The following is a 25,631-nucleotide window of genomic DNA, read 5'->3' as shown; positions in this document are numbered from 1 at the left end:
ACCGTCCCGGCGTAACCTCGCGGACAACCGCAGGGAGAAGGGGGCCGAGAGTGACCGCTGAGGCCATGGAGGCGGGCCCCCGGACGGGGCCGGACGCCGATGGTGACCGTCCGTTGCGCATCGCTCTCCTCACGTACAAGGGCAACCCGTTCTGCGGAGGGCAAGGCGTCTACGTACGTCACCTCTCCCGCGAGCTGGCACGCCTCGGCCACAGCGTCGAAGTGATCGGCGCGCAGCCCTACCCCGTCCTGGACGACAAGGACCTCGAAGGGCTCAAGCTCACCGAGCTGCCGAGCCTCGACCTCTACCGCTCGCCCGACCCCTTCCGCACGCCGAAGCGCGACGAGTACCGCGACTGGGTCGACGCGCTCGAAGTGGCGACGATGTGGACCGGCGGCTTCCCCGAACCCGCGACGTTCAGCCTGCGCGCCCGCCGCCATCTGCGCGCAAGGCGGGGCGAGTTCGACGTCGTGCACGACAACCAGACGCTCGGGTACGGCCTGTTGGGCGACCTCGGCGCCCCGCTCGTCTCGACGATCCATCACCCCATCACCGTGGACCGCAGGCTGGACCTCGAGGCGGCGCCCACCTGGCGCCGCCGCATGTCCGTACGCCGCTGGTACGCGTTCACGCGCATGCAAAAGCGCGTGGCCCGCCGCCTGCCCTCCGTGCTCACCGTCTCCGGCACGTCGCGCCAGGAGATCATCGACCACCTCGGCGTACGCGAGGAGCGCATCAACGTCGTGCACATCGGCGCCGACACCGATCTCTTCTCGCCGGACCCCTCGGTCGCCGAGGTGCCGGGCCGGATCGTCACGACGTCCAGCGCGGACGTCCCCCTCAAGGGCCTGACCTACCTCGTCGAAGCCCTGGCCAAGGTCCGCGCGGAGAACCCCGCCGCCCATCTGGTCGTCGTCGGAAAGCGCGCCGAGGACGGCCCCGTCGCCCAGGCCATCGAGAAGTACGGTCTCGAAGGCGCCATCGAGTTCGTCAAGGGCATCACCGACGAGGAACTGGTGGACCTCGTCCGCTCGGCCGAGGTCGCCTGCGTCCCTTCGCTGTACGAGGGCTTCTCGCTCCCCGCGGCCGAGGCGATGGCGACGGGAACGCCGCTGCTCGCGACGACCGGCGGCGCGATCCCGGAGGTCGCGGGGCCGGACGGCGAGACGTGCCTGGCCGTGCGGCCCGCCGACCCCGGCGCCCTCGCGGCCGGCCTGCTCCGCCTCCTCGGCGACCCCGAGCTGCGGGCCCGCCTCGGCGCGGCCGGCCGGGAACGGGTCCTCGCCAAATTCACCTGGGCCCGCGCCGCCCAGGGCACCGCAGAGCTGTACCGCGCGGCGATCGCCGGAAAAAACGCGGCCCCGCAATCCGGCCGCCCCCCGGCCACCACCCCGACGTACTCCGGGAGCCATCGCTGATGCTGACCGTCGACTTCACCCGCTTCCCGCTCGCCGCGGGCGATCGCGTCCTCGACCTGGGCTGCGGCGCGGGCCGGCATGCCTTCGAGTGTTACCGGCGGGGGGCCCAGGTGGTGGCCCTCGACCAGAACGCCGAGGAGATCCGCGAGGTCGCCAAGTGGTTCGCCGCGATGAAGGAGGCGGGTGAGGCTCCCGCGGGCGCGACCGCCACCGCGATGGAGGGCGACGCGCTCAACCTCCCCTTCCCCGACGCCTCGTTCGACGTCGTGATCATCTCCGAGGTGATGGAGCACATCCCCGACGACAAGGGCGTGCTCGCCGAGATGGTCCGGGTCCTGAAGCCGGGCGGCCGCATCGCGGTGACCGTGCCGCGCTACGGCCCGGAGAAGATCTGCTGGGCCCTGTCGGACGCCTACCACGAGGTGGAGGGCGGCCACATCCGCATCTACAAGGCGGACGAACTGCTCGGCAGGATGCGCGAAGCGGGCCTGAAGCCGTACGGCACGCACCACGCGCACGCGCTGCACGCGCCGTACTGGTGGCTGAAGTGCGCTTTCGGCGTCGACAACGACAAGGCGCTGCCGGTGCGGGCGTACCACAAGCTCCTGGTCTGGGACATCATGAAGAAACCGCTGGCCACGAAGGTGGCGGAGCAGCTGCTCAACCCGGTCGTGGGCAAGAGCTTCGTGGCGTACGCGACGAAGCCGCATCTGCCGAAGACCGACGCGAAGACCGACGCGTGACGAGCCCGGAGCGGACCGAACACCTGGTCCTGCCGGGCGTCCTGACGGCGGATCAGGCGCAGCGGACAGTCCGCGGAATCCTGGCCGTCCAACGCGAGGACGGCGCGATCCCGTGGTTCCGCGGCCACCACCTCGACCCCTGGGACCACACCGAGGCCGCCATGGCACTGGACGCGGCGGGCGAGCACGCGGCGGCGGCCCGTGCCTACGACTGGCTGGCGCGGCACCAGAATCCGGACGGTTCCTGGTACGCGGCGTACGCCGACGGGGATCCGCACGACGTGACGGACCGGGGCCGCGAGACGAACTTCTGCGCGTACATCGCCGTGGGCGTCTGGCACCACTACCTCTCGACCGGCGACGACACGTTCCTCGACCGGTTGTGGCCGACGGTGGTGGGAGCGGTGGAGTTCGTGCTCGCGCTGCAGCAGCAGGGCGGCCAGATCGGCTGGAAGCGTGAGGCGAGTGGTGAGGCGGTCAACGAGGCTCTCCTGACCGGCAGTTCATCGATCCACCAGGCGCTGCGGTGCGCCCTGGCGATCGCCGAGCAGCGCGAGGAGCCGCAGCCGGACTGGGAGCTGGCGACGGGCGCGCTGGCCCACGCGATCCAGAGCCACCCCGAGCGGTTCCTGGACAAGGACCGCTACTCGATGGACTGGTACTACCCGGTCCTCGGCGGCGCGCTCACGGGCGCGGCGGCCAAGTCCCGCATGGAGGAGGGCTGGGACCGCTTCGTGGTGCCGGACCTCGGCGTGCGCTGCGTCATCCCCAACAACTGGGTGACGGGCGGCGAGAGCGCCGAACTCGCCCTGGCCCTCTGGGTGTTGGGTGAATCGGACCGCGCCCTGGAGATCCTCCAGTCGATCCAGCACCTGCGCGACGCGGAGAGCGGCCTCTACTGGACGGGCTACGTCTTCGACGACAAGGCGATCTGGCCGGAGGAACTCACCACATGGACGGCGGGCTCCCTGCTGCTCGCCGTTGCGGCACTCGGCGGCGACGAGGCCACCTGCGCGGTGTTCTCAGGAGAACGCCTGCCGGTGGGCCTCGCGCCGGAGTGCTGCGAAGCGACCGCGGGGGGTCAGTAGCGCCGGAGGCGTCCCGCGATGGCGTGGCCGACGAGGACGTATACGAGAGCCGCCAGGCCGTAACCGCAGACTACGCGGGCCCAGGCCTCGTCGAACGTGAAGAGGTCGTGCGACCAGCCGGCCAGCCAGCGGGCCACGTCGTGGATGAACTGGACGAGGTCGTTGGCGCGGTTCGCGTCCAACAGATACATGAGGATCCACAGGCCGAGGATGATGGCCATCACGTCCGCGACGATGACGATGACCCTCGCTGCGGTGCTGCCACGTGCGCTTCTGGTCGCCATGGTTCTCCGTGTACCTGGCTGGGCCTGGCTGAAACCCGTACGGGCGCGCCCGAGTGGCGGCACGCGCCGGGCGGGGTGAGGCTGCCGGGAGAGCTGTCCACTCGCTGTCCACGCCCGGAGGTTCCCGTGTTGTTGTCCGCCGCGACCGTACGCCGGTCTCTCGTCGCCCCTGTGTTGTGCGGCGCCCTGCTCGCGGGGACGACCGGCTGCGGAGGTGACGACGCGGACGCCGCCTCGGCGCCGTCGAGCTCCAGCTCCGCCGAGAAGCAGAAGTTCGCCAAGACGCGCTTCGTCGCGAACGCGGGGATCGCGGCGGGTGCGACGTACCAGTGGATCGTGAAGCCCTTCCGGGCGGGGAAGTTCAAGAAGGGCGCCGACGGGCGCAAGTTCGCCCTGATCAAGGCGGGCCTCGCGGGGACGCTCGCCTACAACCGCCTGAAGGCGGCGACGAAGAACGCCAAGGGCGACCCGACGCTGTCCAAGGCGGTGGCGCCGCTGACCGCAGGCATCGACGCCCTCAAGGACCTCCCGAAAAAGCTCCGCAAGGGCGAGTCCACCGACTCGGTCGTGAACTCCTTCGACGACGTCATCAAGCAGGTGAAGGACGCGGGGAAGGGCGCGGGCGCGGAGGTCAAGGACAAGGTGCCGTCGGCGGGAGAGCTGGCGAAGGGGTAGCAGGCCCCTGGCCTCGAAGCGGCCTTCGGCGGGGTCGGTCAGCCGTTCAGCTCCGCCAGCACCCGCAGCGTATGACGGTCCGGCGCCAGTACCAGCAGATCCGTCACGGGCCCCTTGCGCCACAACTCCAGCCGCTCGGCGATCCGTTCCCGCGGCCCGACCAGCGAGATCTCATCGGCGAAGGCGTCCGGCACCGCGAGCACCGCCTCCTCACGGCGCCCCGCCAGAAACAGTTCCTGAATCCGCCGCGCCTCGGCCTCGAACCCCATCCGCGCCATCAGATCTGCATGAAAGTTTCGCGCGGAGTGCCCCATCCCCCCGATATAGAAGCCCAGCATCGCCTTGACCGGAAGCAGGCCCTCCGCAACGTCGTCGCAGACTCTCGCCCGCGCCATCGGGGCGACCATGAAGCCGTCTCGCGCCCCCTCCAGCGACGCCTCGTACACGTCGGCCCGCATCGGCGACCAGTAGAGCGGCAGCCAGCCGTCCGCGATCCGGGCCGTCTGTGCGATGTTCTTCGGACCCTCCGCGCCGAGCAGCACCGGCAGATCGGCCCGCAGCGGATGCGTGATCGGCTTCAGGGGCTTGCCGAGACCGCTGCCGTCCTCCCCGGCGTAGGGGTGGGAGTGGAAGCGCCCGTCGAGAGCGACGGGCCCCTCGCGCCGCAGCACTTGGCGGACCACGTCGACGTACTCCCGCGTGGCGGTCAGTGGCGACTTCGGGAACGGCCGCCCGTACCACCCCTCCACCACCTGCGGCCCGGAGAGCCCGAGCCCGAGCATCATCCGCCCGCCGGACAGGTGGTCCAGGGTCAGGGCGTGCATCGCGGTCGTGACGGGTGAGCGCGCCGCCATCTGGACGATCGCCGTGCCCAGCTTGATCCGTGAGGTCTGCGCCGCGATCCAGGTCAGCGGCGTGAAGGCGTCCGAGCCCCAGGCCTCGGCGGTCCACACGGAGTCGTATCCGAGCCGCTCGGCCTCCTGGGCGAGCGCGACGTGCTGCGGGTCGGGACCGCGTCCCCAGTAGCCAAGTGCCAGCCCCAGACGCATGCGCGCCCCCATCCAACCCGAGTGGTCATCCTGACGGCCCGTCAGTTCCTGACGGGAGGCGACTGTACGACAACGGCCCCCCGCCCGGAAGGGCGAGGGGCCGTTGTCGTCGTACAGGAACGATCAGCCGCGCTGAATCCCCGTGGTGTCCTGCAGCACGCCACGACGGCCGTCCTGCGTCTGGGCCACCAGGCCGGGGCCACGCTGCTCGACGGCCAAGTACCAGGTGCCGGGCGCCAGTTCGGCGATCGGCGTCGGCGAGCCGTCCTCCGCGTACAGCGGACGCGGCACCGGCACGGCGAACCAGAACGGCGAGAAGTCACCGGCGGCCTGCGCCTGCCCGGGAGGCGGCGTCTGCTGCCCCGGCTGCGGCTGACCCGGCTGGGCGCCGAAGGGCTGACCCTGCTGCGGCTGTCCGGGCTGGCCGGGCTGGGCACCGTACGGCTGCCCCTGCTGCGGCTGGCCCTGCGCACCGGGGTACCCGTAACCACCCTGCGGCTGGCCGCCGTAGGGCTGGGGGGTGGGGCGCGGGGCGCCGACGAGGGGAGCCTTGAAGGCGGGGACCGTCAGGGAGAGGATCGCGCCGGCGGCCATGACCAGCGTGGCGATCAGGGCGAGGATGAGGCCGATGCCGGCGTCGACACCGGTGTCACCGGCGCCCGAGCCCACGTTGTCGTACCCGCTGGACGGGTCGAAGATCTGCCCGAGGGCACTCCAGGCGGCGGCGATGGTGAAGGCGACACCGAAGTGGCCGAGGTCGAGACCGAGGACCTTCGGGGGAGTCGGCAGCCCACGGGAGACGACGATGCAGACAGCACCGATGATCCCGGCAAGGATGACACTCAGCAGGACCGGCCCGCTGTTCCAGGCGTTCGGCATGTCCAGGGAGTCCGAGGCGTCTTCGACATCGAAGATGTCCAGGAACGATGCGATGAACAGCAACACCGCTGCCCCGATCACCACGCCGTCGCCTCGAGTGAGAGAGCGGATATTCACTTCAGGTCCTTCGTAAGTCGTCTCGTCGGTGGAGGCGTCGCTCGCCCCAAGGTCACGGCGCAAAGCGCGGGGATGGCCCCCCATCGTACGGAGGACATTATCGTTCCCACCGCTGGGGTGTCTGCTCGGGATAAAGACCGACCAACCCGTTATCCCCGACGAACCAACCCGTTATCCGCGCAGGAAGCTCACGATTCCGTCGGAGATGCCCTGGGCCGCCTTCTGGCGCCAGGTGCCGTCCGTGAGCAATGCCTCGTCCTTCGCGTCCCGCATGTTGCCGCACTCGATGAACACCTTGGGGACCGTCGAGAGGTTGAGGCCGCCCAGATCCTTGCGTACGTCGAGACCGGTGCCGTCGCCGACGTAGTTGGAGGGGGCGCTGCCCGTCGCGCTCAGGAACTTGCCCGCGATGCGCTCGCCCAGGGCGCGGGACGGGGCGACGATCTTGGAGGTGTCCGCGTCGCCGGACTTCACCGATGCGGGAAGGATCACATGGAAGCCGCGGTTGCCCGCGCCCGAGCCGTCCGCGTGGACGGACACGACCGCGTCCGCGCGTGCGTTGTTGCCGATGCGGGCGCGCTCGTCGACGCAGGGCCCCCAGGGGCGGTCGCCGTCCTGGGTGAACTTGACCGTGGCGCCCTGCTTCTCGAGGATCGTGCGCAGGCGGCGCGAGACGTCGAGGGTGAACTGGGCCTCGCTGTAACCGTTGTTCGTGGAGGTGCCCGTCGTGTCGCACTCCTTGCGGTGCGTGCCGACGTCGACGAGGCGGTTGATCTCGGCCGTGTGCTTGCCGTTGCCCGTGTTGTGGCCGGGGTCCACGACAACGACCTTGCCCTTGAGGGGGCCGGAGGCTGCGGGGCGGCTCGCGGACTTCGAGGGCTTCGACGGTTTCGAGGACTTCGACGCGCTCGGCTTGCCGCTCGACTCGCTGTCCTCACCCTTCTCGTCGTCCTTCTCGGAGGCCGACGGGGAGGGCTTCGCGGACTGGCTCGTGGAGGGCAGCGTTCTGGGCGGCTCGCTGCCACCGGGACCGCTCGTCGCCTCGTAGATGAGCCACCCCGCGAGGCACGTCGGCACCAGCGCGGCGAGCGTCACCGTGAGGGGGCCGCCGCTGAAACGGCGGGGCGGGCGTGGGGGCTGGCTGTCCGGACCTACGTACGACACGAGAGCGACTCTAACCGCGAGGTCAGATCCCCGCTCCCGTTCGCCGCAGGACGCGCAGGGAGTCGGTTGCCGAGACCTCGGTGAACGCGCCGGATTCCAGTGCCCTGAGATAGACGCGGTACGGGGCCTGGCCCGTCATGATGTCGACGGGGTCGGGGAAGACGTCGTGGATCAGGAGCAGGCCGCCCTCCGCGACGTGCGGGGCCCAGCCCTCGTAATCGCCCGTCGCGTGCTCGTCCGTGTGGCCGCCGTCGATGAAGACCAGGCCGAGCGGCCCGCCCCACGCCTTCGCCACCTGCGGCGAACGCCCGACGATCGCGATGACGTGCTCCTCCAGGCCAGCGTGATGCAGCGTGCGGCGGAAGGTGGGCAGGGTGTCCATCCGGCCGACCTCCGGGTCGACCGTCGCCGGATCGTGGTACTCCCAGCCCGGCTGCTGCTCCTCGCTGCCGCGGTGGTGGTCCACGGTGATCGCCGTGACGCCGGCCGCACGGGCGGCGTCCGCGAGCAGGATCGTGGAGCGGCCGCAGTAGGTGCCGACCTCCAGGAGCGGAAGCCCCAGCGCCGCGGCCTCCGTCGCCGCCGCGTACAGGGCGAGGCCCTCATCGGCGGGCATGAAGCCCTTGGCCGCTTCGAAGGCGGCGAGGATCTCCGGCTTGGGCTGGGGGGCGGCCATGGGGGTCCTCCTGGGCTTCGGAAAAGCGGTGGGTCTGCGCCGTGGGCCGACCTATGCTGCCGCATGGCCCGGTTGATCATGAAGGCGGGGCCGTGACGAGGAACAGTGAGGGGAACAGCTATGGAACTCGTACCGGCGGATCCGACGGTGTTGCACCCTTTTCCGGACCAGCCTCGTGTCGTGCTGCTGAAGCCGCTGGTGAAGTCTCCGTTGATCGAGGTCGGGGAGTTCTCGTACTACGACGACCCGGATGACTCGACGGCCTTCGAGACGCGCAATGTCCTCTACCACTACGGGCCGGAGAAGCTCCGTATCGGAAAGTTCTGCGCGTTCGGGACGGGGGTGCGGTTCATCATGAACGGCGCGAACCACCGGATGGACGGGCCCTCGACCTTCCCGTTCCCGATCATGGGGGGCTCGTGGAGCGAGCACTTCGATCTGATCAGCGGGCTGCCGGGGCGGGGGGACACCGTGGTCGGTCATGACGTGTGGTTCGGGTACGGGGTGATGGTGATGCCCGGTGTGCGGATCGGGCACGGGGCCGTCATCGCCTCGGGGTCGGTCGTCGTGGACGACGTCCCTGACTACGGCGTTGTCGGGGGAAATCCCGCGAAGCTGATTCGTACGCGGTACAGCGAGGATGAGGTGGCGCGGCTGCTGGCCGTGGCTTGGTGGGACTGGCCTGCGGAGCATCTGACCGAGCATGTGCGGGTCGTCATGTCCGGCACCATCGAGGACTTGGAGAGGGTTGCGCCGGGGGGCTAGACGGAGGGGCTGAATATTCAGCCCCTCCGGCGTCTGCCCCTAGGCCCCTACGCCAGCACCTCACTCCCGCCCGGCAGCAGCAGATCGACCTCCACCGCACCCCCCTGATGCCCCGCCGCCGAAGCCAGCGGCGCGTGTCCGGATGCCGTTGCCGCCAGGACGTACGAGCCGTCGCCCGGCACCGCGAGGGCATAGTGGCCGCCCTCGTCCGTGAGGGCGGCGCCCGCCTGCCGCCCCCTGCGGTCGATCAGTGTCACCTTCGCCCGCGCGACCGGCGCCCCGGCGGGATTCAGTACCCGGCCGTGGAAACCGGTCAGCGCCTGCGTCGCCGCGCGCAGGTTCGCGTCCTCCTCGCTGCTGGCCCGCAGCTGGGTCTTGACCGAGCGGCGGGCGGACGGCAGGAAGAGCGCGAAGACCAGGCCGAGGGCGACCGCACCGGTGGCGATGAGGAAGGACGTGCGGAAGCCCGTCATCGTCGGGACGGCGACGCCGCCCACGTGGTTCGCCGTGTTGGCGAGGACCATGCCGATCACGGCGGACGAGACCGACGTGCCGATGGAGCGCATCAGCGTGTTGAGGCCGTTCGCCGCGCCCGTCTCCGAAGCGGGCACGGCGCCGATGATCAGCGCCGGGAGCGAGGAGTAGGCGAGGCCGATGCCCGCGCCGATGACCACCGCGATGATGATCGTCTGCCAGGCGGCGCTCATCAGGCCGAGGCCGCCGCCGTAGCCGATGGCGATGATCAGCATGCCGAGGATGAGGGTGACCTTCGGGCCGTACTTCGCCGAGAGGCGGGCGTAGACCGGGGCCGTGAACATCATCGTCAGGCCGAGCGGCGCCACGCACAGGCCCGCGACGACCATGGACTGGCCGAGGCCGTAGCCGGTGGCGGTCGGCAGCTGGAGCAGTTGGGGGAGTACCAGCGAGATCGCGTAGAACGCGACGCCGACCATGATCGAGGCCAGGTTGGTGAACAGGACCGCCGGGCGGGCCGTGGTGCGCAGGTCCACCAGCGGCGCCTTGAGGCGCAGCTCCATCACGCCCCAGAGGACCAGGACGACCGCCGCGGCGCCGAACAGGCCGAGCGTCATGCCGGAGGTCCAGCCCCAGTCACTGCCCTTGGTGATGGGGAGGAGGAAGAGGACCAGGCCCGCGGAGAGGCCGAGCGCGCCGATCACGTCGAAGGTGCCCTGTGCCTTGACCTTGCTCTCGGGCACGAAGACGAGGGTCAGCAGCATCGATATGACGCCCAGGGCCGCCGCGCCGAAGAACAGGGCGTGCCAGTCGGCATGCTGCGCGGTCAGTGCGGCGAGCGGCAGCGCGAGGCCGCCGCCGACGCCGATGGACGAGCTCATCAGGGCCATCGCGGAGCCGAGCTTCTCGCGGGGCAGCTCGTCACGCATGAGGCCGATGCCGAGCGGGATGGCGCCCATCGCGAAGCCCTGGAGGGCGCGGCCGACGATCATCACGACGAGGTCGTCGGTGAAACCGCAGACCAGCGAGCCCACGACCATCACGGCCAGGCTCGCGAGCAGCATGCGGCGCTTGCCGTAGAGGTCGCCGAGGCGGCCCATGATCGGGGTCGAGACGGCGCCGGCGAGGAGGGTCGCCGTCATGACCCACGTGGCGTTCGACGGCGAGGTGCTCAGGAGTGTCGGCAGGTCCTTGATGACCGGCACCAGGAGCGTCTGCATCACCGCGACGACGATGCCGGCGAAAGCGAGTACGGGGACGACTCCGCGGGTGCCGCGTTGGTGGGTCGTCGACTGCGTCATTACGTGGGGCCTCCGAGGGCGGCAGAGCTGGCAGGGGTACGTGCAGTGCGAACCTGTTTCCCCGGGCGACTATTCCGACGGATGTCGTACGAGGGGAAGTCTTGACCTGTTGTTAACCGGGCGCTTACGGGAGTCCCGCGCCCGGCGCCTGAGCGGACCCGCATCTGACCCCCCGTCAGTCTTCCCTCGAATTGGAACGTGTTCTAGCCTGTCGCCGTCCCGGAAGCTGCTACCGGCGAGGACGCGCATGGGCATCGGAATCACGCAGGAACAGCGGGAGTTGGCAGCGGCGGTGCGCGGCTGGAGCGCCCGCGCCGTACCGCCCGAGGAGATACGCAAACTGCTCGACGCCCCTCCCCCCACCGGCGGCAGGCCCGCCCACTGGGACGGGCTCGCCGAGCAGGGGCTGCTCGCGGTGCACCTGCCCGAGGAGTACGGCGGCGGGGGCGGCGACCTCGTGGACCTCGCGGTCGCCCTGGAGGAGGCGGGCCGGGCCGCGCTCCCGGGGCCCTACCTGGCGAGCTCCCTCGCCTCGGTCGTGCTGCACCGGGCGGGCGCCCACGACCTCGCCGCCGAGCTGGCCTCCGGCGCGCGCGTCGGCGCCGTCGCTCTCGGCGCGGGAACACTGACCGCGGTGTCCGTGACGGACGGCCTTGTCCTCGACGGCGCCGCGCCGCCCGTGCTCTGCGGGGCGGACGCAGACCTGCTGATCCTGGCCGCCGAGTCCGCGCACGGAACCGAGTGGCTGGCCGTCGACGCGACTGAGCTGACCGTACGTACACAGGAGGGCGCCGATCCGACGCGGCCCACCGCCGAGGTGTCGGCGGACGGGGTGGAGGTGCCAGCCGGGCGGGTGCTCGCCGTCGACGCGACGCTCGTACGGGATCTGGCGTGCGCCCTGTACGCGGCGGACGCGTGCGGGGTGGCGGCCTGGGCGCTGGAGACCGCCACCGAGTACGCGAAGGTGCGGGAGCAGTTCGGGCGGCCGATCGGGCAGTTCCAGGCGGTCAAGCACCTCTGCGCGGACATGCTGGTGCGCCTCGAACAGGCGCGGGCGCTCGCCTGGGACGCGGCGCGGGCAGCTGATGAGCCCTCGGAGACGCGGGGACTCGTGGCCGCGCTCGCCGCAGGGGCCGCGCTCGACGCCGCGTACTCCTGCGCCAAGGACGCCATCCAGGTCCTCGGCGGCATCGGCTTCACCTGGGAGCACGACGCGCACCTGTATCTGCGCAGATCACTCGTCGCCCGGCAGCTGCTCGGCGCCGGCGACGCGCACCGGCTGCGGGCGGTGCGGCACGCGGAGGGCGGCGCGCGCCGCGAGCTGCGGATGGAGCTGCCCCGGGAAGCGGACGCGTACCGGGAGCGGGCGCGCGAGGCCATCGCCCCGGCCCGCGGCCTCGACCCGGCCGCCGCCCGCAAGGCCCTGGCGCCCACGGGCTACGCCGCGCCGCACCTGCCCGAGCCGTACGGCCTCGGCGCGGGCCCCGTCCAACAGCTCGTCGTCCAGGAGGAGTTGGCGGGGGCCGGAGTGCGTGTCAGCGACCTCGGGATCGCCACCTGGGTGGTGCCCTCGCTCATCGCGTACGGGACGGGCGAGCAGCAGGAGCGGTTCCTGGCGCCGACGCTCAGGGGCGAGGTGCTGTGGTGCCAGCTGTTCAGCGAGCCCGGGGCCGGGTCGGACCTGGCGTCGCTGCGGACGCGGGCCGAGCGGGTCGACGGCGGCTGGCTGATCAACGGCCAGAAGGTGTGGACGAGCGCGGCGCAGTGGGCGGACCACGGCATCCTGCTGGCCCGCACGGACCCCGACGCACCCAAGCACAAGGGGCTCACGTACTTCCTCATCGACATGAAGCGGGCGTCGGGCATCGACATCCGCCCGCTGAAGGAGATCACCGGGGACTCCCTCTTCAACGAGGTCTACTTCGACGACGTCCTGCTGCCCGCCGACGCGGTCGTCGGCGAGGTGAACGACGGCTGGCGGGTCGCGCGCCACACGCTCGGCAACGAACGCGTCCACATGGCCGACCAGCTGACCTTCGACACCGGCCTGGAGGCGCTCATCGAGCGCGCCTGCGACCTCGACGGCGCCTGCCGCGCGCGGATCGGCGCGCTCGCGGCCGAGGCGCACGCGCTCGCCTGCATCGGCCTGCGCACGACGATGCGGCAGGTGGCGGGCGCGGAACCGGGGGCCGGGGCCTCCGTCCGCAAGCTCGTGCAGACCCCGCATCAGCAGAAGGTCGCCGAGCTGGCCCTCGAACTGCTCGGCCCCGAAGGCGCGGTGCGCGAGGGCCCGGGGGAGCGCGCGCTGCACGGCTTCCTGATGGCGCGCTGCCTGACCATCGCGGGCGGGACCACGCAGGTGCAGCTGAACGTCGTCGCGGAGCGGCTGCTCGGCCTGCCGAGGGACCCCGAGCCGCGCCCCACCCTCTAGAAGGAGCTGGCCAGTGAAGGCGTACATAGTCGGCGTCGGAATGACGAAGTTCGAGAAGCCCGAGACGCGGGACTGGCAGTACTGGGACATGGCGAAGGAGGCGGGCACCAAGGCGCTCGACGACGCCGGGATCTCGTACGAGCAGGTGGAGCAGGTCCCGGTCGGGTACTGCTTCCAGGCATCGACGGCGGGGCAGCGCGCCGTGTACGAACTGGGTCTGACCGGCGTCCCCGTCTACAACGTGAACAACAACTGCGCGACGGCCTCGACCGCGCTGATGATGGCGCGGCAGTTCGTCGAGGGCGGCGTCAACGACTGTGTGCTCGCGCTCGGCTTCGAGAAGATGGCGCGCGGCGCGCTGGGGGGTGGGAGTGACGGGGGTGACTTCAAGACGTCTCCCGTCGCCCGGCACTACGGCATCATGGCCGCCCGGCACGGCTTCGAGATGACCCCGCCCACCGCCCAGATCTTCGGCGACGCGGCACGCGAGCACATGGAGCGGTACGGCACGACCGAGGGGCAGCTGGCCGCGGTGGGCGCGAAGAACCACCGGCACTCGGTGAACAACCCGTACGCCCAGTTCCAGGACGAGTACACCGTCGGCGAGATCCTCGCCGCCAAGACCATCCACCGTCCGCTCACCAAGCTGCAGTGCTCGCCGACGTCGGACGGCTCGGCCGCCGCGGTGGTGGTGTCGGAGCGGTTCGTCGAGCGGCACGGCCTTCAGGAGCGCGCCGTCGAGATCGCCGCGCAGGCCATGACCACGGACACCGGGGAGTCCTTCGACTCGGGCTCGTGCATCGACGTCGTGGGACAGCCGATGTCGAGGGCGGCGGCGCGACAGGTGTACGAGAGGTCGGGACTCGGCATCGAGGACGTCGACGTCGTCGAGCTGCACGACTGCTTCTCCATCAACGAGCTCCTCACCTACGAGGGGCTCGGCATGTGCGCGGCGGGGGAGTCCGGAAAGCTCGTCGAGAGCGGGGCGACGACGTACGGCGGGCGGTGGGTGGTGAACCCCTCGGGTGGCCTGATCTCCAAGGGGCACCCGCTCGGCGCGACGGGCATCGCCCAAGTGGCCGAACTCACCTGGCAGTTGAGGGGCGAGGCGGACGCCAGGCAGGTGGCGGGGGCCCGGGTGGGGCTCGCGCACAACATCGGCCTCGGGGGAGCGGCGGTGGTGACGCTGCTGCGCAAGGACTGAGCGGCAGTGGGGACACTCTGTGCGCGCGGCGCAAGGGCTGAATGGTGGGCAACGGAGAGGACCTCGGGGCCTAGGACCGGAGGCGGAGGTCCTCTGCGTCGAAACCCCGATGCATGCGCGGCCGAGACCCTGGCACCATTCCTGTCATGGTCCAAACGCCCCCCGACACTTACATAGCCGCGCCGCCGCGGAAGTCCGCGCCCGTGTGGGCGGTGCTGCTCGCCGCCTGCGCCGGGCAGTTCCTGGTCGTACTCGACGTGTCGGTGGTGAACACCGCACTGCCGTCGATGCGGTCCGACCTGGGCATGAGCGCCGTCGGACTGCAGTGGGTGGTCAACGCCTACTCGATCGCCTTCGCGGGCTTCATGCTGCTCGGCGGGCGGGCCGGCGACCTCTTCGGCCGCAAGCGGATGTTCCTGGTCGGGCTCGGGCTCTTCACTGTGGCCTCGCTCGCCGGAGGTCTCGCGCAGGCCGAGTGGCAGCTGCTGGTGGCGCGCGCGGTGCAGGGGCTCGGCGCCGCGGTCCTCGCCCCTTCGACCCTGACGATCCTGACCTCGGCGGTGCCCGAGGGCCCCGCCCGGATACGGGCGATCGGGACCTGGTCGGCGGTGGGCGCGGGCGGCGGCGCCGCGGGCGGCCTCGTCGGCGGCGTCCTCACCGACCTGCTCTCCTGGCGCTGGGTGCTCCTGATCAACGTGCCGATCGGCGCGCTCGTCATCGTCGCGGGCGTCGCCTGGCTCACCGAGAGCAAGGCCGGCCAGGCACGCCGCCTCGACGTGCCGGGCGCGGTGCTCGTGACGGCGGGGCTCGCCACGCTCGCGTACGGGATCGTGCAGACGGAGGAGAAGGGCTGGACGGCCGCGGCCACCCTGGTGCCGCTGGCCGCCGGGCTCGTGCTGCTCGGCCTCTTCCTCCTGGTCGAGGCGCGTACGAAGGTCCCGCTGATGCCGCTGAAGCTGTTCCGGGTGCGGTCGGTCTCGGCGGCGAACGCGGCGATGTTCGTGTGCGGCGGCGGCATGTTCGCCATGTGGTTCTTCATGACCCTGTACGCGCAGAACGTCCTCGGCTACTCGGCGCTCAAGGCGGGCCTCGCCCTGATCCCCTCCTCGCTGACGATCGTCGTCGGCTCGAAGCTGGCGCCGCGGCTGATGCGGGTGCTCGGCGCGAAGAACGTGTCCGTGCTCGGCATCGTGGTGGCGTCGGCGGGCTTCGGCTGGCAGTCCCTGATGACCGCCGACGGCGGCTACGTCACCTCGATCATGCTGCCCGGCATCGTGATGATGTTCGGCGCGGGCCTCGCCACGACGCCGCTCGCCTCGCTCGGCACCTCGGGGGCCGACCCGGGGGACGCGGGGCTCGTCTCCGGGCTCATCAACACCTCACGCACCATGGGCGGGGCGCTGGGCCTCGCGGTGCTCTCGACGGTCTCGGCGTCACGGATGGGGGGCTCCACGACCCCGGAGGCGCTGACCGCGGGCTACGCGATGGCGTTCCGGACCAGTGGGTGCATCCTGCTGGTGGGGGTGCTCGTGCTGCTGGTGTGGATGCCGCGGGAGAGGACCGGACCCGCCTAGAGCCACCCGCGCTGCCGCGCCTCCCGGACCGCCTCCATGCGGTTGCGCGTCCCCGTCTTGCCGATCGCCGCCGAGAGGTAGTTGCGCACCGTCGACTCCGACAGATGCAGCTTCCCGGCGATGTCGGAGACCGTCGCCCCGTCCACCGAGGCCTTCAGAACGTCCGCCTCGCGGCCGGTCAGCGGACTCGGCCCCTCGCTCAGTGCCGCCGCCGCGAGCGCGGGGTCGATCACCGTCTCGCCCCGCAGCGCCTGCCGGATCGCCTCCGCCAGGTCCTCCACCGGGCCGTCCTTGACCAGGAACCCCACCGCGCCCGCCTCCATGGCCCGGCGCAGATAGCCGGGCCTGCCGAAGGTCGTGAGGATGAGGACCCGGCACTCGGGGCACTCCTCACGCAGGTCCGCCGCCGCGTCGAGCCCGCTGCGGCCCGGCAGTTCGATGTCGAGGAGCGCCACGTCGGGGCGGGAGTTCAGCGCCGCGTCCACGATCTCGTCGCCCGCGCCGACCTGCGCGACGACCTCGATGTCCTGCTCCATGCCGAGCAGCAGCGCGAGCGCGCTCCGCATCATGCCCTGATCCTCGGCGAGCAGAACTCTGATCATGGGGTGTGCTCCTCCGCGACGGGGCCGGAACCGGCGGCGGGACCGGGTCCGGGGCCTGGGCTTGGCTCGGTGACCGGCAGCTCCGCTGTGACCCAGAATCCGCCGCGCGGCGCGGGTCCTGACTCCAGGGAGCCGCCCGCCGCCGCCAGGCGCTCGGCCAGGCCCTTCAGCCCGCTGCCGGGCTTTCCCGAGCCTACGCCGCGGCCGTCGTCGGTGATCAGCAGCCGGGTCCGTTCGGCGGTGCCCGCCACCTCGATCTCGCAGCGGGTCGCCCTTGAGTGGCGTACGACATTCGTGGCGGACTCCCGGACGACCCAGCCGAGCAGGGCCGCGGTCTGCGGGGCGAGCGGCGGGCCCGACTGGCGTACGACCGCCTCGATGCCCGCCGCGTCCAGGAGGTCGCGGGCCCGGTCGAGCTCCGTGGCCAGGCTGCCCTCGCGGTAGCCGGTGACCGCCTCGCGGATCTCGGTCAGGGCCTGGCGGCCGACGGACTCGATGTCGGAGACCTGGCCGAGCGCGGCCTCCAGGTCGCGGGGGGCGAGACGGCGCGTCGCCTCCGCCTTCACGACGATCACCGAGAGCGTGTGGCCGAGCAGGTCGTGCAGGTCCCGGGAGAAGCGCAGCCGCTCCTTCTCGACCGCGCCGCGGGCCAACTCCTCGCGTGTGGCGCGCAGTTCCTTCACCGTCTCGGAGAGGGCGAGGATCGCCGCCGTCACCATGACGGAGATGAACGTGCCGTACGCGATGCCGGCCGCGTCCCAGCCGTCCTTGAGCCCGCCGACCACCGCCGCGGAGATGCTCAGGGCGAACGCCGCGGGCGCGAGCAGCCGGCCCCGCAGCACCGCGCCCGTGGCGAGACCGAGCAGCGGGAAGAACATCAGCCAGCTGTCGCCGTAACTGATGGCGAGGGCGAAGGTGACCGCCGCCAGCGCGAGCAGCAGCCGCTTGGTGACGCGCGCCTCTCGCGCCCTCTTGTCGAAGGCGCGGAACACCACGCTGATGTAGAGGGAGTTGAAGACCAGCAGGCCGAGGCCGCCGAGCCAGGGATTTCCCGTCTTTCCCTGGAGGAGGTTGGAGAAGGAGCCCATGCCCATCAGGAGCCAGGGCAGCATCGCGAAGCCGTTGGGCGGGCCCAGGTCCTCGGGCCTGCTCCGGCCGGACTTCTCCCGCTTGCGTACCTCGGCGAGCTGCGCCCTGCCGCTGTGTGTCCAGGCCGCGAGACGTGTGTGCATGCCGACGACATTACGGAGCCGGGGCGAGGCGGCGGCAGAGGCAGCCGTACGGACTCGGCCGGTACAAATGTCCCGGTCGTCACCGGTGGCACGACCGGCCTATCTGACGTGACGTCAGGAGTCTTCACAACTACCGGACGCTCGGCTATACATGGGATCGCCGGACTGGAACGCGTTCTAGAACGGGCTCCTTCCGGCCCTGTTGCGACCTCGGTGCGACCGACGGTGCGGACGGCCGCACCGAGGTCTTCAGACCGGCCAAGGAGCTGCCACCACATGCCCATCGATGCCGCGAAAGCACTGGCCGCGGAGCCCAGGTCGGCCGAGATCGCCTGGGATCACAAGGACATCCAGCTCTACCACCTGGGCCTCGGCGCGGGCGTCCCCGCCACCGACCCGGACGAACTGCGCTACACCCTGGAGTCCGAGCTGCATGTCCTGCCCAGCTTCGCGACCGTCGCGGGAGCGGGCATGGGCGTCGTCGGCGGCCTCTCGTCCCCCGGCATCGAGGTGAACCTGGCGGCGGTCCTGCACGGCGGCCAGAGCATCACCCTGCACCGCCCGATCCCGGTCAAGGGCGAGGCCGTCACCACCTCCAGGGTGGCCGCCGTGTACGACAAGACCAAGGCCGCGGTTCTCGTCCTGCGCACCGAAGTGGCTGACGCGGAAGGCCCGTTGTGGACCAGCGACGCCCAGATCTTCGTACGCGGTGAAGGCGGATTCGGCGGTGAACGCGGCCCCTCCACCCGCCTCCCGGCCCCCGAGGGCGAGCCGGACCTGACCGTCGAGCGCCCCGTCCGCGAGGAGCAGGCGCTGCTCTACCGCCTCTCCGGTGACTGGAACCCACTGCACGCCGACCCCGAGTTCGCCAAGCTCGCCGGCTTCGACCGCCCGATCCTGCACGGCCTGTGCACCTACGGGATGACGCTCAAGGCGGTCGTCGACACGGTGCTCGGCGGCGACGTGTCACGGGTGCGGAGTTACAGCACGCGCTTCACCGGCGTCGTCTTCCCCGGCGAGACCCTGCGGATCCGGATGTGGCGCTCCGACGGCCGGGTCCAGGTGGCGGTGACGGCGGTCGAGCGGGACGACGCGCCGGTCCTCGCCGACACGATCGTCGAACACGCCTGAATCCGCGTACACGCCTGAATCCGCGTACACGCCTGAATCTTCGTATGAGGGGAGCCGCACCATGCGCGCAGCCGTACTGCACGAGATAGGCCAGGACAAACTCGAGGTCCTCGACGACGTCGAGGCGATGGGCTTCGGCCCCGGCAAGGTGAAGATCCGGGTCCGGGCCACCGGCCTGTGCCACTCCGATGTCTCCGCGATGAACGGCGTACTGCCCCAGCCGGCGCCGTTCATCCCCGGCCACGAGGGCGCGGGTGAGATCGTCGACGTCGGCGACGGCGTGAGCGGGATCAGTCAGGGAGACAGGGTCCTGGTGTGCTGGCTGCCCGCCTGCGGCAAGTGTCCGGCGTGCAAGCGCGGCCAGAGCCAGCTGTGCCTCGCCGGTTTCATGAACGCGGGCACCCCCAACTTCAAGCGTCCCGGCGGTGATGTCTTCGGCTTCGCGGGCACGGGGACGTTCACCGAGGAGGTCGTGGTCGACGCGGGCTGCGCCGTGCCGATCCCGGACGACGTGCCCTTCGACATCGCGGCCCTCATCGGCTGCGGAGTCACGACGGGGCTCGGCGCGGCCATCAACACCGCGAATGTGGCCGCCGGTTCGTCGGTCGCCGTCATCGGCTGCGGCGGCGTCGGCATCTCCGCGATCCAGGGCGCACGGCTCAAGGGCGCGGCGCAGATCGTCGCCGTCGACCCGGTGGCATCGCGGCGCGAGGCCGCGCTGCGGTTCGGCGCGACGGAAGCGGTCGCACCGGACGCCCTTGAGGACGCCAAGCAGCGGATCACCGCGGGCGAGGGCTTCGACTACGTCTTCGAGGTCGTCGGCAAGTCCGCCACCGCCCGCACCGCGTACGAGACGACGCGGCGCGGCGGCACGCTCGTCGTCGTCGGCGCGGGCGCCATGGACGACAACCTCCAGCTGAACATGTTCGAGCTGTTCTTCGACGAGAAGAAGATCCTGCCGTCCATGTACGGCGGCGGTGACGTCCTGCAGTCCTACGAGCGTGCCATCGCGCTGTGGCGCGCGGGCCGGATCGACCTGGAGAGCATGATCACCCACCGGGTGCCGCTGGCCGAGATCAACGAAGCGCTCGACCAGATGCGTACGGGCGTCGCGCTGCGTACGTGCATCGAGATCTGAGAGGAAGTCGCCCCTGATGGCACAGCCACTGCCACAGCCATTGCCACAGCCACGGCCACTCGACGGTCTGGCCGCGATCGTGACGGGAGCGGGCCGGGGCCTCGGGCGAGCGGAAGCCCTGGAACTCGCCCGGCTCGGCGCGAGCGTCGTCGTCAACGACTTCGGAAAGACGGGCCGTGACGGCTCGGGCGAGGCGTCGGCGACGCCCGCCGAGGAGGTCGCGGCCGAGATCCGGGAGGCGGGCGGACAGGCGGTCGCGCACCTGGGCGATGTCGCGGACCACGAACAGGCGCGCGGGCTCGTCCAGTTGGCGATCGACACCTACGGCAAGCTCGACATCCTGGTGAACAACGCGGGCATCCTGCGGGACCGGATGATCTTCTCGATGAGCGAGAGCGAGTGGGACTCGGTCATCCACGTCCACCTCAAGGGCCACTTCAACACGACGCACTTCGCGTCCGTGCACTGGCGCGAGCGGTCCAAGGCGGCGGGCGAGCCGGTGTACGGCCGGATCGTCAACACCTCGTCGGAGGCGTTCCTCGCGGGCTCCGCGGGCCAGCCGAACTACGCGGCGGCCAAGGGCGGGATCGTCGGCCTGACGACGTCGAGCGCGCTGGCCCTCGGCAAGTACGGCGTGACGTCGAACGTCATCTGCCCCCGGGCGCGGACCCGGATGACGGAGGACGTCTTCGCGGGCTTCCAGGAGCCGGGCACGGGCGAACTCGACGCGCTCGCCCCCGAGCATGTCGCGCCGCTGGTCGGCTACTTGGCGTCCCCCGCGGCGGCCGGGGTCAACGGCCAACTGCTCGTCGTGCACGGCGGCATGGTCGCCGTCGTGGAACGCCCCAAGGTGGCGGCGAAGTTCGACACGGCGAAGGACGTCTTCACGTACGAGGAGCTGGACGGGGCCCTGACGCCCTACTACGCGGGCAGGCCCTCGGGGGAGACGTTCGCGGCGTCGGAGGTGCTGGGGTTGAAGCGGGGCTGATATTCCCCAACCCCGCCCCTTCCCGAAAACCGTGCCTGCACCCCGGACCTACCTGGGGCTCCGCCCCAGACCCCGCTCCTCAATCGCCGGAGGGGCTGATTTTCAGCCCCTCCGGCGATTGAGGAGGGCCCCCGCGCCGAGCGGGTTTTCGGGAAGGGGCGGGGTTGGGGAACGAATCAGTTCTCGTCGCCCGGACGACGATGCCGGCCCCGCGGCGCCACCGCCGGGGCATCATGCTCGGCCCCAGGCCCCCGGTGCTTGCCCGCCCCGGAAGGACCCGCCGCCTCCCGCGGCTCGGGATTCCGCTCGGGTTCCGTACGGATCTCGGTTCTCGTCAACACATTCACCCCGTAAAGCTGTAACTCTGTAAAGAAGATCGTTCGGTGCAGCCGGGCGAGTCTAACCAACGCCCCCGCGCCCGGTGAGAGGCGCCTGCTGCAACGGAACAGGCCGCGCGGCAACCGCCGCGGGCGCCGCCGCCGGAGCGGGAGGTTCCACCTCCGCGACCCCGCACGGAACCGCCCCCGTCACATACGGAAGCCGCAGCGCACCCTCCCGCGTCCACCACCCCGAACCGGCCAACCACCCTTCGGGAGCCGTCAGTTGATGCAGGCGCCGCTCGGCGGGACGCCACACGCCGAGCCAGCTCCCCGCCGCCCCGTCGATCCGCAGCGCCACCGCACAGCTCTCCGGCGTCAAGGTCTGACCGGGCTGTATGGCGAACGGCGTCACCGCGAGGTCGGGCAGGCGCAGGCACTCGGGGAAGCGCACCGGGCGCGTGCCCCCGAGGACCCCCCAGCCGAGCCTGTCGTGGCCCGGCGCGTCCGAGCGGATCAGGAGCAGCCCGCTGTCGGGGTCCGCGAGCAGCAGCCGGTCATCGCTCTCGTCGGCGATCTGGAGGAGGGGCGACACCTCACCACCCCGCTCCAGATCCACTGCCACCGTCTTGACCCGGCCGCCCAACTCCCGGTCCAGGGCCAGCATCCGCCCTTCCCCGTCGAGCCAGACCCCGCCCGAACAGTGCCCGGGGATCTCGGCGACGTGCTCGGGCCCGAAGGCGCCGCCCGCCACCAGCCACAGGGCGGTCGACCCCGCGCCCACCGCGAGCGCGTACGCCTGGCTGCCGGCCGGCGACGGCGGCAGCAGCGTAAGACGGGACTCACCGCACTCCACGGCGCCGAGCGGTACCTCGCCGGTCTCCGGGCCCGTCGGGTACAGGAGCGCGAACGCGTGCCGTCCGTCCACGACGCGGTGGATCAGGACACGTCCGTCGGCCATCGGGAGCACCTCGGTGCCGGGCTCCTCGGGCTGGTTGCCGGGCAACGGCACCGCGTACGGCTCGGGGGAGTCGAGGGTCCAGCGCTCGGGGAACCAGTTACCGCCGTCGAGGGCGAGCCGGGCGGCGTACGTGCCGTCGGCGGTCAGCACTGGGGGTGGCGCGGGCGCCGGGGGAGACGTCGGCGCGGTCATGGGCTCGGGCTCAAGCGTGGGCGCTGTCATGGGGGAACCTCCGGGCCCCGAAGCTAGTTTTCGCACGCGCTGCCGTGGCACCTGTGGCCGCCCGCTTCACACAGAAGGGTGGCGATGTATCGATTCGCCTGAGGGGGCGGGGGTGGTTGTGCTGGGTGGATGTGCTGCGTGGTTGTGGTGGGTGGTTGTGCTGCGTGAGGAGGGCGCGCTCGACGTAAGGCGACGCGCTTGCTCGCGCGGTTCCCCGTGCCCCCTGCGAGGGCGCTCAGTAGCAGGCCGTAGCGGTGCGTAACGTACGCCATGCCGAACGCGGCGGGAAGGTAGCCTTTCTCCGTGCCCCTTCTGTCTGAAGTCATCGCCGCCCTCGACGCCCTGTGGCCCGCCGAACTGGCCGAGAGCTGGGATGCGGTCGGCACGGTCTGCGGCGACCCCGACGCGGAGGTCTCCCGGGTCCTGTTCGCCGTCGACCCCGTCCAGGAAATCGTCGACGAAGCGGTGAAGCTGGGCGCGCAGCTCCTGGTCACGCACCACCCGCTCTATCTGCGCGGCACGACGACGGTCTCGGCCGCCACCTTCAAGGGCCGCGTCGTCCACGACCTCATCAAGAACGACGTGGCGCTGCACGTCGCGCACACGAACGCGGACCGCGCCGACCCCGGCGTCTCCGACGCCCTCGCCGGCGCGCTCGACCTCCGGATCGTCCGGCCCCTCGTACCGGACCCGGCCGACGCACACGGCCGCCGCGGTCTCGGCCGGATCTGCGAGCTCGAACACCCGCTGACGCTGCGCGAACTCGCCGCGCGCGCGGCCGAGCGCCTTCCCGCCACCGCGCAGGGCATCCGGGTCGCGGGCGACCCCGAGCAGCTCATCCGCACGATCGCGGTCAGCGGCGGCTCCGGCGACAGCCTCTTCGACGACGTACGCGCTTGTGGCGTGGACGCCTTCCTCACCGCGGACCTGCGCCACCACCCGGTGTCCGAGGCCCGCGCACAGACCCCGCTGGCGCTGCTCGACGCCGCGCACTGGGCCACCGAGTGGCCGTGGTGCGAGCTGGCGGCCGCGCAGCTCGATCAGATCTCCGACCGTCACGGATGGGGACTTCGTGTCCACGTCTCCAGGACGGTCACCGACCCCTGGACCGCCCACGCGGCCTCGAACACCGACTCAACAGGAGCCCCCAATTAACGCCGCGCCCGCCGACCAGATCCGACTCCTCGACGTCCAGGCACTCGACGTACGCCTCCAGCAGCTGGCGCACCGGAAGAAGTCCCTGCCCGAGCACGCCGAGATCGAGTCGCTGAACAAGGACATCGCGCAGCTGCGCGATCTGCACGTCGCCTCGACGACCGAGGAGAGCGACTGCGCCCGCGAGCAGACCAAGGCGGAGCAGGACGTCGACCAGGTGCGCCAGCGCGCCAACCGCGACCAGCAGCGCCTGGACTCGGGCGCCGTGACGTCCCCCAAGGACCTGGAGAACCTCCAGCGCGAGATCGCCTCGCTCGCCAAGCGCCAGGGCGACCTGGAGGACGTCGTCCTCGAGGTCATGGAGCGCCGCGAGTCCGCCCAGGAGCGCGTCTCCGAGCTGGCGGAACGTGTCTCCTCGGTCCAGGCGAAGATCGACGACGCGACGGCCCGGCGTGACGCGGCCTTCGAGGAGATCGACGGCGAGGCCGCCACGGTCACCAAGGAGCGCGAGGTCGTGGCGGGTTCGGTCCCGGCCGACCTGCTCAAGCTGTACGACAAGCTGCGCGTCAAGGAGGGCGGCATCGGCGCGGCCAAGCTCTACCAGCGGCGCTGCGAGGGCTGCCGCATCGAGCTGGACATCACCGGGGTCAACGAGGTGAAGGCGGCGTCCCCCGACACGGTCGTGCGCTGCGAGAACTGCAGCCGCATCCTGGTCCGCACGTCCGAGTCGGGTCTGTAAGGGACCGTGGCCGTGCGGGAGTTCATCGTCGAGGCGGACGGCGGGTCGCGGGGCAACCCGGGGCCCGCGGGCTACGGCTCGGTGGTCATCGACGCGGCGACGGGGGAGACGCTGCGGGAGGCCGCGGAGTACATCGGCGTCGCGACGAACAACGTCGCCGAGTACAAGGGTCTGGTGGCCGGCCTGAAAGCGGCACACGAACTCGACCCGGCGGCCTCGATCCATGTCCGGATGGACTCCAAACTCGTCGTCGAGCAGATGTCGGGCCGCTGGAAGATCAAGCACCCGGACATGAGGCCGCTCGCCGCCGAGGCGGCGCGGGTCTTCCCGCCCGACCAGGTGACGTACGAGTGGATCCCGCGCGAGAAGAACAAGCACGCGGACCGTCTCGCAAACGAGGCGATGGATGCGGGCAAGCGGGGGGAGCGGTGGTCGGCGGCGGACTCTACGGCGGAGCTTGACGCGGGGGCCGCGCTCGCGGATGTGCGCGCTGCGGGGAACGTGGCCCTGGCCCAGGCCCAGGGCCAGGCCGTGGCCATGCAGGCGCCGCGGTCGCCCGTCGGCTGGGCGGCGCCCGCTGACCTGGGCGCGCCCGCGACCTTCGTACTGCTGCGGCACGGAGAGACCGCGCTGACGCCCCAGAAACGGTTCTCCGGCAGCGGGGGCTCCGATCCCTCCCTCTCCGACGTGGGCCGGGAGCAGGCCGAGCGCGCGGCGGCGGCGTTCGCGGCGCGGGGCACGATCCAGGCGATCGTCTCCTCGCCGCTGAAGCGGTGCCAGGAGACGGCGCAGGCGGTAGCCGCCCGCCTCGGCCTCGACGTGCGCGTCGACGAGGGGCTGCGCGAGACGGACTTCGGTTCCTGGGAGGGTCTGACCTTCGGCGAGGTGCGGGCGCGCCAGCCCGAGGAGCTGAACGCGTGGCTGGCCTCTCCCGATGCGGCGCCTCCGGGGGGCGAGTCCTTCGCCGCCGTGACGGACAGGGTCTCGGCAGCACGGGACCGCCTGGCCGCCGAGTACGCGGGCCGCACGGTCCTCCTGGTCACGCACGTCACCCCGATCAAGACGCTGGTCCGCCTCGCGCTAGGCGCCCCACCGGAGTCCCTGTTCCGCATGGAACTCTCGGCGGCGTCGGTCTCGGTGGTGGCGTACTACGCCGACGGCAACGCGTCGCTCCGCTTGCTGAACGATACGTCGCACCTGCGGTAGGGCTTTGGTTCTGGGTTCCCTGCGGGTGGGTGGGGGCTGGTCGCGCAGTTCCCCGCGCCCCTTCGGGCGCGGGGCGGCCCCGCCAGGGGCGCGGGGAA

The 25,631-nt window shown here is 71.4% G+C and carries 23 protein-coding genes; 14 read left to right on the top strand and 9 right to left on the bottom strand.

From position 1 onward, the window contains the following. Nucleotides 1–50: 50 nt before the first annotated feature. From ABXJ52_RS11140 to ABXJ52_RS11130, 3 genes are read left to right on the top strand one after another with little or no spacing between them, the layout of a single operon-like run. The gene (locus ABXJ52_RS11140; protein WP_367041435.1) at nt 51–1,418 is read left to right on the top strand and encodes a glycosyltransferase family 4 protein; all 1,368 of its coding nucleotides are present in this window, start codon (nt 51–53) and stop codon (nt 1,416–1,418) included. After that, nucleotides 1,418–2,161: a class I SAM-dependent methyltransferase gene (locus ABXJ52_RS11135; RefSeq protein ID WP_351159880.1), complete on the top strand. Its 744-nt coding sequence runs from the start codon at nt 1,418–1,420 to the stop codon at nt 2,159–2,161. Before ABXJ52_RS11140 ends, ABXJ52_RS11135 begins: the two co-directional genes overlap by 1 nt. Continuing rightward, entirely contained in the window at nt 2,158–3,249 is a 1,092-nt protein-coding gene (locus ABXJ52_RS11130) for a prenyltransferase (RefSeq protein ID WP_367041434.1), read from the top strand. The genes ABXJ52_RS11135 and ABXJ52_RS11130 overlap by 4 nt, the downstream gene beginning before the upstream one ends. Here ABXJ52_RS11130 and ABXJ52_RS11125 read toward each other — a convergent pair. Beyond that, entirely contained in the window at nt 3,243–3,533 is a 291-nt protein-coding gene (locus ABXJ52_RS11125) for a hypothetical protein (protein WP_367041432.1), read from the bottom strand. The two genes, ABXJ52_RS11130 and ABXJ52_RS11125, sit on opposite strands and share 7 nt — an antisense overlap. Before the next feature lie 129 nt (nt 3,534–3,662). Here ABXJ52_RS11125 and ABXJ52_RS11120 point away from each other — a divergent pair, with 129 nt between their 5' ends. Then, complete coding sequence (locus ABXJ52_RS11120) at nt 3,663–4,208, top strand: hypothetical protein (protein WP_367048979.1); 546 nt, start codon at nt 3,663–3,665, stop codon at nt 4,206–4,208. 38 nt (nt 4,209–4,246) lie between these two features. On the opposite strand, the gene ABXJ52_RS11115 is transcribed toward ABXJ52_RS11120, so the two are convergent. The 4 genes from ABXJ52_RS11115 to ABXJ52_RS11100 all read right to left on the bottom strand — a co-directional run bounded on the left by ABXJ52_RS11115 (nt 4,247) and on the right by ABXJ52_RS11100 (nt 8,093). Next, nucleotides 4,247–5,257, bottom strand: a complete 1,011-nt coding sequence (locus ABXJ52_RS11115; protein WP_367041430.1) for an LLM class F420-dependent oxidoreductase — start codon at nt 5,255–5,257, stop codon at nt 4,247–4,249. Nucleotides 5,258–5,380: 123 nt separating this feature from the next. After that, nucleotides 5,381–6,253, bottom strand: coding sequence for a hypothetical protein (locus ABXJ52_RS11110; RefSeq protein WP_367041428.1), 873 nt, complete (start codon nt 6,251–6,253; stop codon nt 5,381–5,383). 171 nt (nt 6,254–6,424) lie between these two features. Then, a complete protein-coding gene (locus ABXJ52_RS11105; RefSeq protein WP_367041425.1) occupies nt 6,425–7,417 on the bottom strand; it encodes an N-acetylmuramoyl-L-alanine amidase in 993 nt (330 codons plus the stop codon). A gap of 22 nt (nt 7,418–7,439) precedes the next feature. Continuing rightward, complete coding sequence (locus tag ABXJ52_RS11100) at nt 7,440–8,093, bottom strand: class I SAM-dependent methyltransferase (RefSeq protein ID WP_367041423.1); 654 nt, start codon at nt 8,091–8,093, stop codon at nt 7,440–7,442. 120 nt (nt 8,094–8,213) lie between these two features. Between ABXJ52_RS11100 and ABXJ52_RS11095 the strand changes: the two genes are divergently transcribed. Beyond that, nucleotides 8,214–8,858, top strand: coding sequence for a CatB-related O-acetyltransferase (locus tag ABXJ52_RS11095; RefSeq protein WP_367041422.1), 645 nt, complete (start codon nt 8,214–8,216; stop codon nt 8,856–8,858). Nucleotides 8,859–8,905: 47 nt separating this feature from the next. On the opposite strand, the gene ABXJ52_RS11090 is transcribed toward ABXJ52_RS11095, so the two are convergent. Next, nucleotides 8,906–10,633, bottom strand: a complete 1,728-nt coding sequence (locus tag ABXJ52_RS11090) for an MFS transporter (protein ID WP_367041420.1) — start codon at nt 10,631–10,633, stop codon at nt 8,906–8,908. Nucleotides 10,634–10,880: 247 nt separating this feature from the next. On the opposite strand from ABXJ52_RS11090, the gene ABXJ52_RS11085 reads away from it, so the two are divergent. The 3 genes from ABXJ52_RS11085 (at nt 10,881) to ABXJ52_RS11075 (ending at nt 15,842) form a co-directional block, all read left to right on the top strand. Then, on the top strand, nt 10,881–13,064 hold the full coding sequence (locus ABXJ52_RS11085; RefSeq protein ID WP_367041419.1) for an acyl-CoA dehydrogenase: 2,184 nt from the start codon (nt 10,881–10,883) through the stop codon (nt 13,062–13,064). A 13-nt stretch (nt 13,065–13,077) separates the two neighbouring features. Further along, nucleotides 13,078–14,268, top strand: coding sequence for a lipid-transfer protein (locus tag ABXJ52_RS11080; RefSeq protein ID WP_367041417.1), 1,191 nt, complete (start codon nt 13,078–13,080; stop codon nt 14,266–14,268). Nucleotides 14,269–14,414: 146 nt separating this feature from the next. Continuing rightward, nucleotides 14,415–15,842 (top strand): MFS transporter, encoded by a 1,428-nt coding sequence (locus tag ABXJ52_RS11075; protein WP_367041415.1) that lies wholly within the window; start codon nt 14,415–14,417, stop codon nt 15,840–15,842. Here ABXJ52_RS11075 and ABXJ52_RS11070 read toward each other — a convergent pair. Together ABXJ52_RS11070 and ABXJ52_RS11065 are read right to left on the bottom strand one after the other, a co-directional pair. Continuing rightward, entirely contained in the window at nt 15,839–16,444 is a 606-nt protein-coding gene (locus ABXJ52_RS11070; protein ID WP_367041413.1) for a response regulator transcription factor, read from the bottom strand. The genes ABXJ52_RS11075 and ABXJ52_RS11070 overlap by 4 nt on opposite strands. Then, nucleotides 16,441–17,676 (bottom strand): histidine kinase, encoded by a 1,236-nt coding sequence (locus ABXJ52_RS11065; protein ID WP_367041411.1) that lies wholly within the window; start codon nt 17,674–17,676, stop codon nt 16,441–16,443. Before ABXJ52_RS11065 ends, ABXJ52_RS11070 begins: the two co-directional genes overlap by 4 nt. A 276-nt stretch (nt 17,677–17,952) precedes the next feature. Here ABXJ52_RS11065 and ABXJ52_RS11060 point away from each other — a divergent pair, with 276 nt between their 5' ends. The 3 genes from ABXJ52_RS11060 (at nt 17,953) to ABXJ52_RS11050 (ending at nt 20,933) form a co-directional block, all read left to right on the top strand. After that, entirely contained in the window at nt 17,953–18,807 is an 855-nt protein-coding gene (locus ABXJ52_RS11060) for a MaoC/PaaZ C-terminal domain-containing protein (RefSeq protein WP_367041409.1), read from the top strand. Between the two features lie 61 nt (nt 18,808–18,868). Then, nucleotides 18,869–19,945 (top strand): Zn-dependent alcohol dehydrogenase, encoded by a 1,077-nt coding sequence (locus ABXJ52_RS11055; RefSeq protein WP_367041407.1) that lies wholly within the window; start codon nt 18,869–18,871, stop codon nt 19,943–19,945. Nucleotides 19,946–19,985: 40 nt separating this feature from the next. Beyond that, complete coding sequence (locus ABXJ52_RS11050) at nt 19,986–20,933, top strand: 3-oxoacyl-ACP reductase (protein WP_367048978.1); 948 nt, start codon at nt 19,986–19,988, stop codon at nt 20,931–20,933. A gap of 399 nt (nt 20,934–21,332) precedes the next feature. Here ABXJ52_RS11050 and ABXJ52_RS11045 read toward each other — a convergent pair whose 3' ends face one another. Continuing rightward, the gene (locus ABXJ52_RS11045; RefSeq protein ID WP_367048977.1) at nt 21,333–22,403 is read right to left on the bottom strand and encodes a hypothetical protein; all 1,071 of its coding nucleotides are present in this window, start codon (nt 22,401–22,403) and stop codon (nt 21,333–21,335) included. A 333-nt stretch (nt 22,404–22,736) separates the two neighbouring features. Here ABXJ52_RS11045 and ABXJ52_RS11040 point away from each other — a divergent pair, with 333 nt between their 5' ends. The 3 genes from ABXJ52_RS11040 to ABXJ52_RS11030 are packed head-to-tail and all read left to right on the top strand — an operon-like array spanning nt 22,737 to nt 25,533. Next, nucleotides 22,737–23,588 carry a Nif3-like dinuclear metal center hexameric protein gene (locus ABXJ52_RS11040; RefSeq protein WP_367041405.1) on the top strand — a complete coding sequence of 284 codons (852 nt, stop codon included), beginning with the start codon at nt 22,737–22,739 and terminating at the stop codon, nt 23,586–23,588. Further along, complete coding sequence (locus ABXJ52_RS11035; protein WP_367048975.1) at nt 23,584–24,327, top strand: C4-type zinc ribbon domain-containing protein; 744 nt, start codon at nt 23,584–23,586, stop codon at nt 24,325–24,327. Before ABXJ52_RS11040 ends, ABXJ52_RS11035 begins: the two co-directional genes overlap by 5 nt. Before the next feature lie 12 nt (nt 24,328–24,339). After that, on the top strand, nt 24,340–25,533 hold the full coding sequence (locus ABXJ52_RS11030) for a bifunctional RNase H/acid phosphatase (RefSeq protein ID WP_367041403.1): 1,194 nt from the start codon (nt 24,340–24,342) through the stop codon (nt 25,531–25,533). Nucleotides 25,534–25,631 lie beyond the last annotated feature (98 nt).

The organism is Streptomyces sp. Je 1-332, assembly GCF_040730185.1.
In the GTDB taxonomy this organism is placed as follows: domain Bacteria; phylum Actinomycetota; class Actinomycetes; order Streptomycetales; family Streptomycetaceae; genus Streptomyces.
Note: the sequence above shows the minus strand (reverse complement) of the source record. Positions and strands in the feature narration are given on the sequence as shown.

What these genes read in the sequence shown, in the direction of transcription:
- ABXJ52_RS11135 (WP_351159880.1), top strand. Translation starts at nt 1,418, where the DNA reads ATGCTGACCGTCGACTTCACCCGCTTCCCGCTCGCCGCGGGCGATCGC.
- ABXJ52_RS11125 (WP_367041432.1), bottom strand. Translation starts at nt 3,533, where the DNA reads ATGGCGACCAGAAGCGCACGTGGCAGCACCGCAGCGAGGGTCATCGTC.
- ABXJ52_RS11115 (WP_367041430.1), bottom strand. Translation starts at nt 5,257, where the DNA reads ATGCGTCTGGGGCTGGCACTTGGCTACTGGGGACGCGGTCCCGACCCG.
- ABXJ52_RS11100 (WP_367041423.1), bottom strand. Translation starts at nt 8,093, where the DNA reads ATGGCCGCCCCCCAGCCCAAGCCGGAGATCCTCGCCGCCTTCGAAGCG.
- ABXJ52_RS11095 (WP_367041422.1), top strand. Translation starts at nt 8,214, where the DNA reads ATGGAACTCGTACCGGCGGATCCGACGGTGTTGCACCCTTTTCCGGAC.
- ABXJ52_RS11090 (WP_367041420.1), bottom strand. Translation starts at nt 10,633, where the DNA reads ATGACGCAGTCGACGACCCACCAACGCGGCACCCGCGGAGTCGTCCCC.
- ABXJ52_RS11085 (WP_367041419.1), top strand. Translation starts at nt 10,881, where the DNA reads ATGGGCATCGGAATCACGCAGGAACAGCGGGAGTTGGCAGCGGCGGTG.
- ABXJ52_RS11075 (WP_367041415.1), top strand. Translation starts at nt 14,415, where the DNA reads ATGGTCCAAACGCCCCCCGACACTTACATAGCCGCGCCGCCGCGGAAG.
- ABXJ52_RS11070 (WP_367041413.1), bottom strand. Translation starts at nt 16,444, where the DNA reads ATGATCAGAGTTCTGCTCGCCGAGGATCAGGGCATGATGCGGAGCGCG.
- ABXJ52_RS11065 (WP_367041411.1), bottom strand. Translation starts at nt 17,676, where the DNA reads ATGCACACACGTCTCGCGGCCTGGACACACAGCGGCAGGGCGCAGCTC.
- ABXJ52_RS11060 (WP_367041409.1), top strand. Translation starts at nt 17,953, where the DNA reads ATGCCCATCGATGCCGCGAAAGCACTGGCCGCGGAGCCCAGGTCGGCC.
- ABXJ52_RS11055 (WP_367041407.1), top strand. Translation starts at nt 18,869, where the DNA reads ATGCGCGCAGCCGTACTGCACGAGATAGGCCAGGACAAACTCGAGGTC.
- ABXJ52_RS11045 (WP_367048977.1), bottom strand. Translation starts at nt 22,403, where the DNA reads ATGACCGCGCCGACGTCTCCCCCGGCGCCCGCGCCACCCCCAGTGCTG.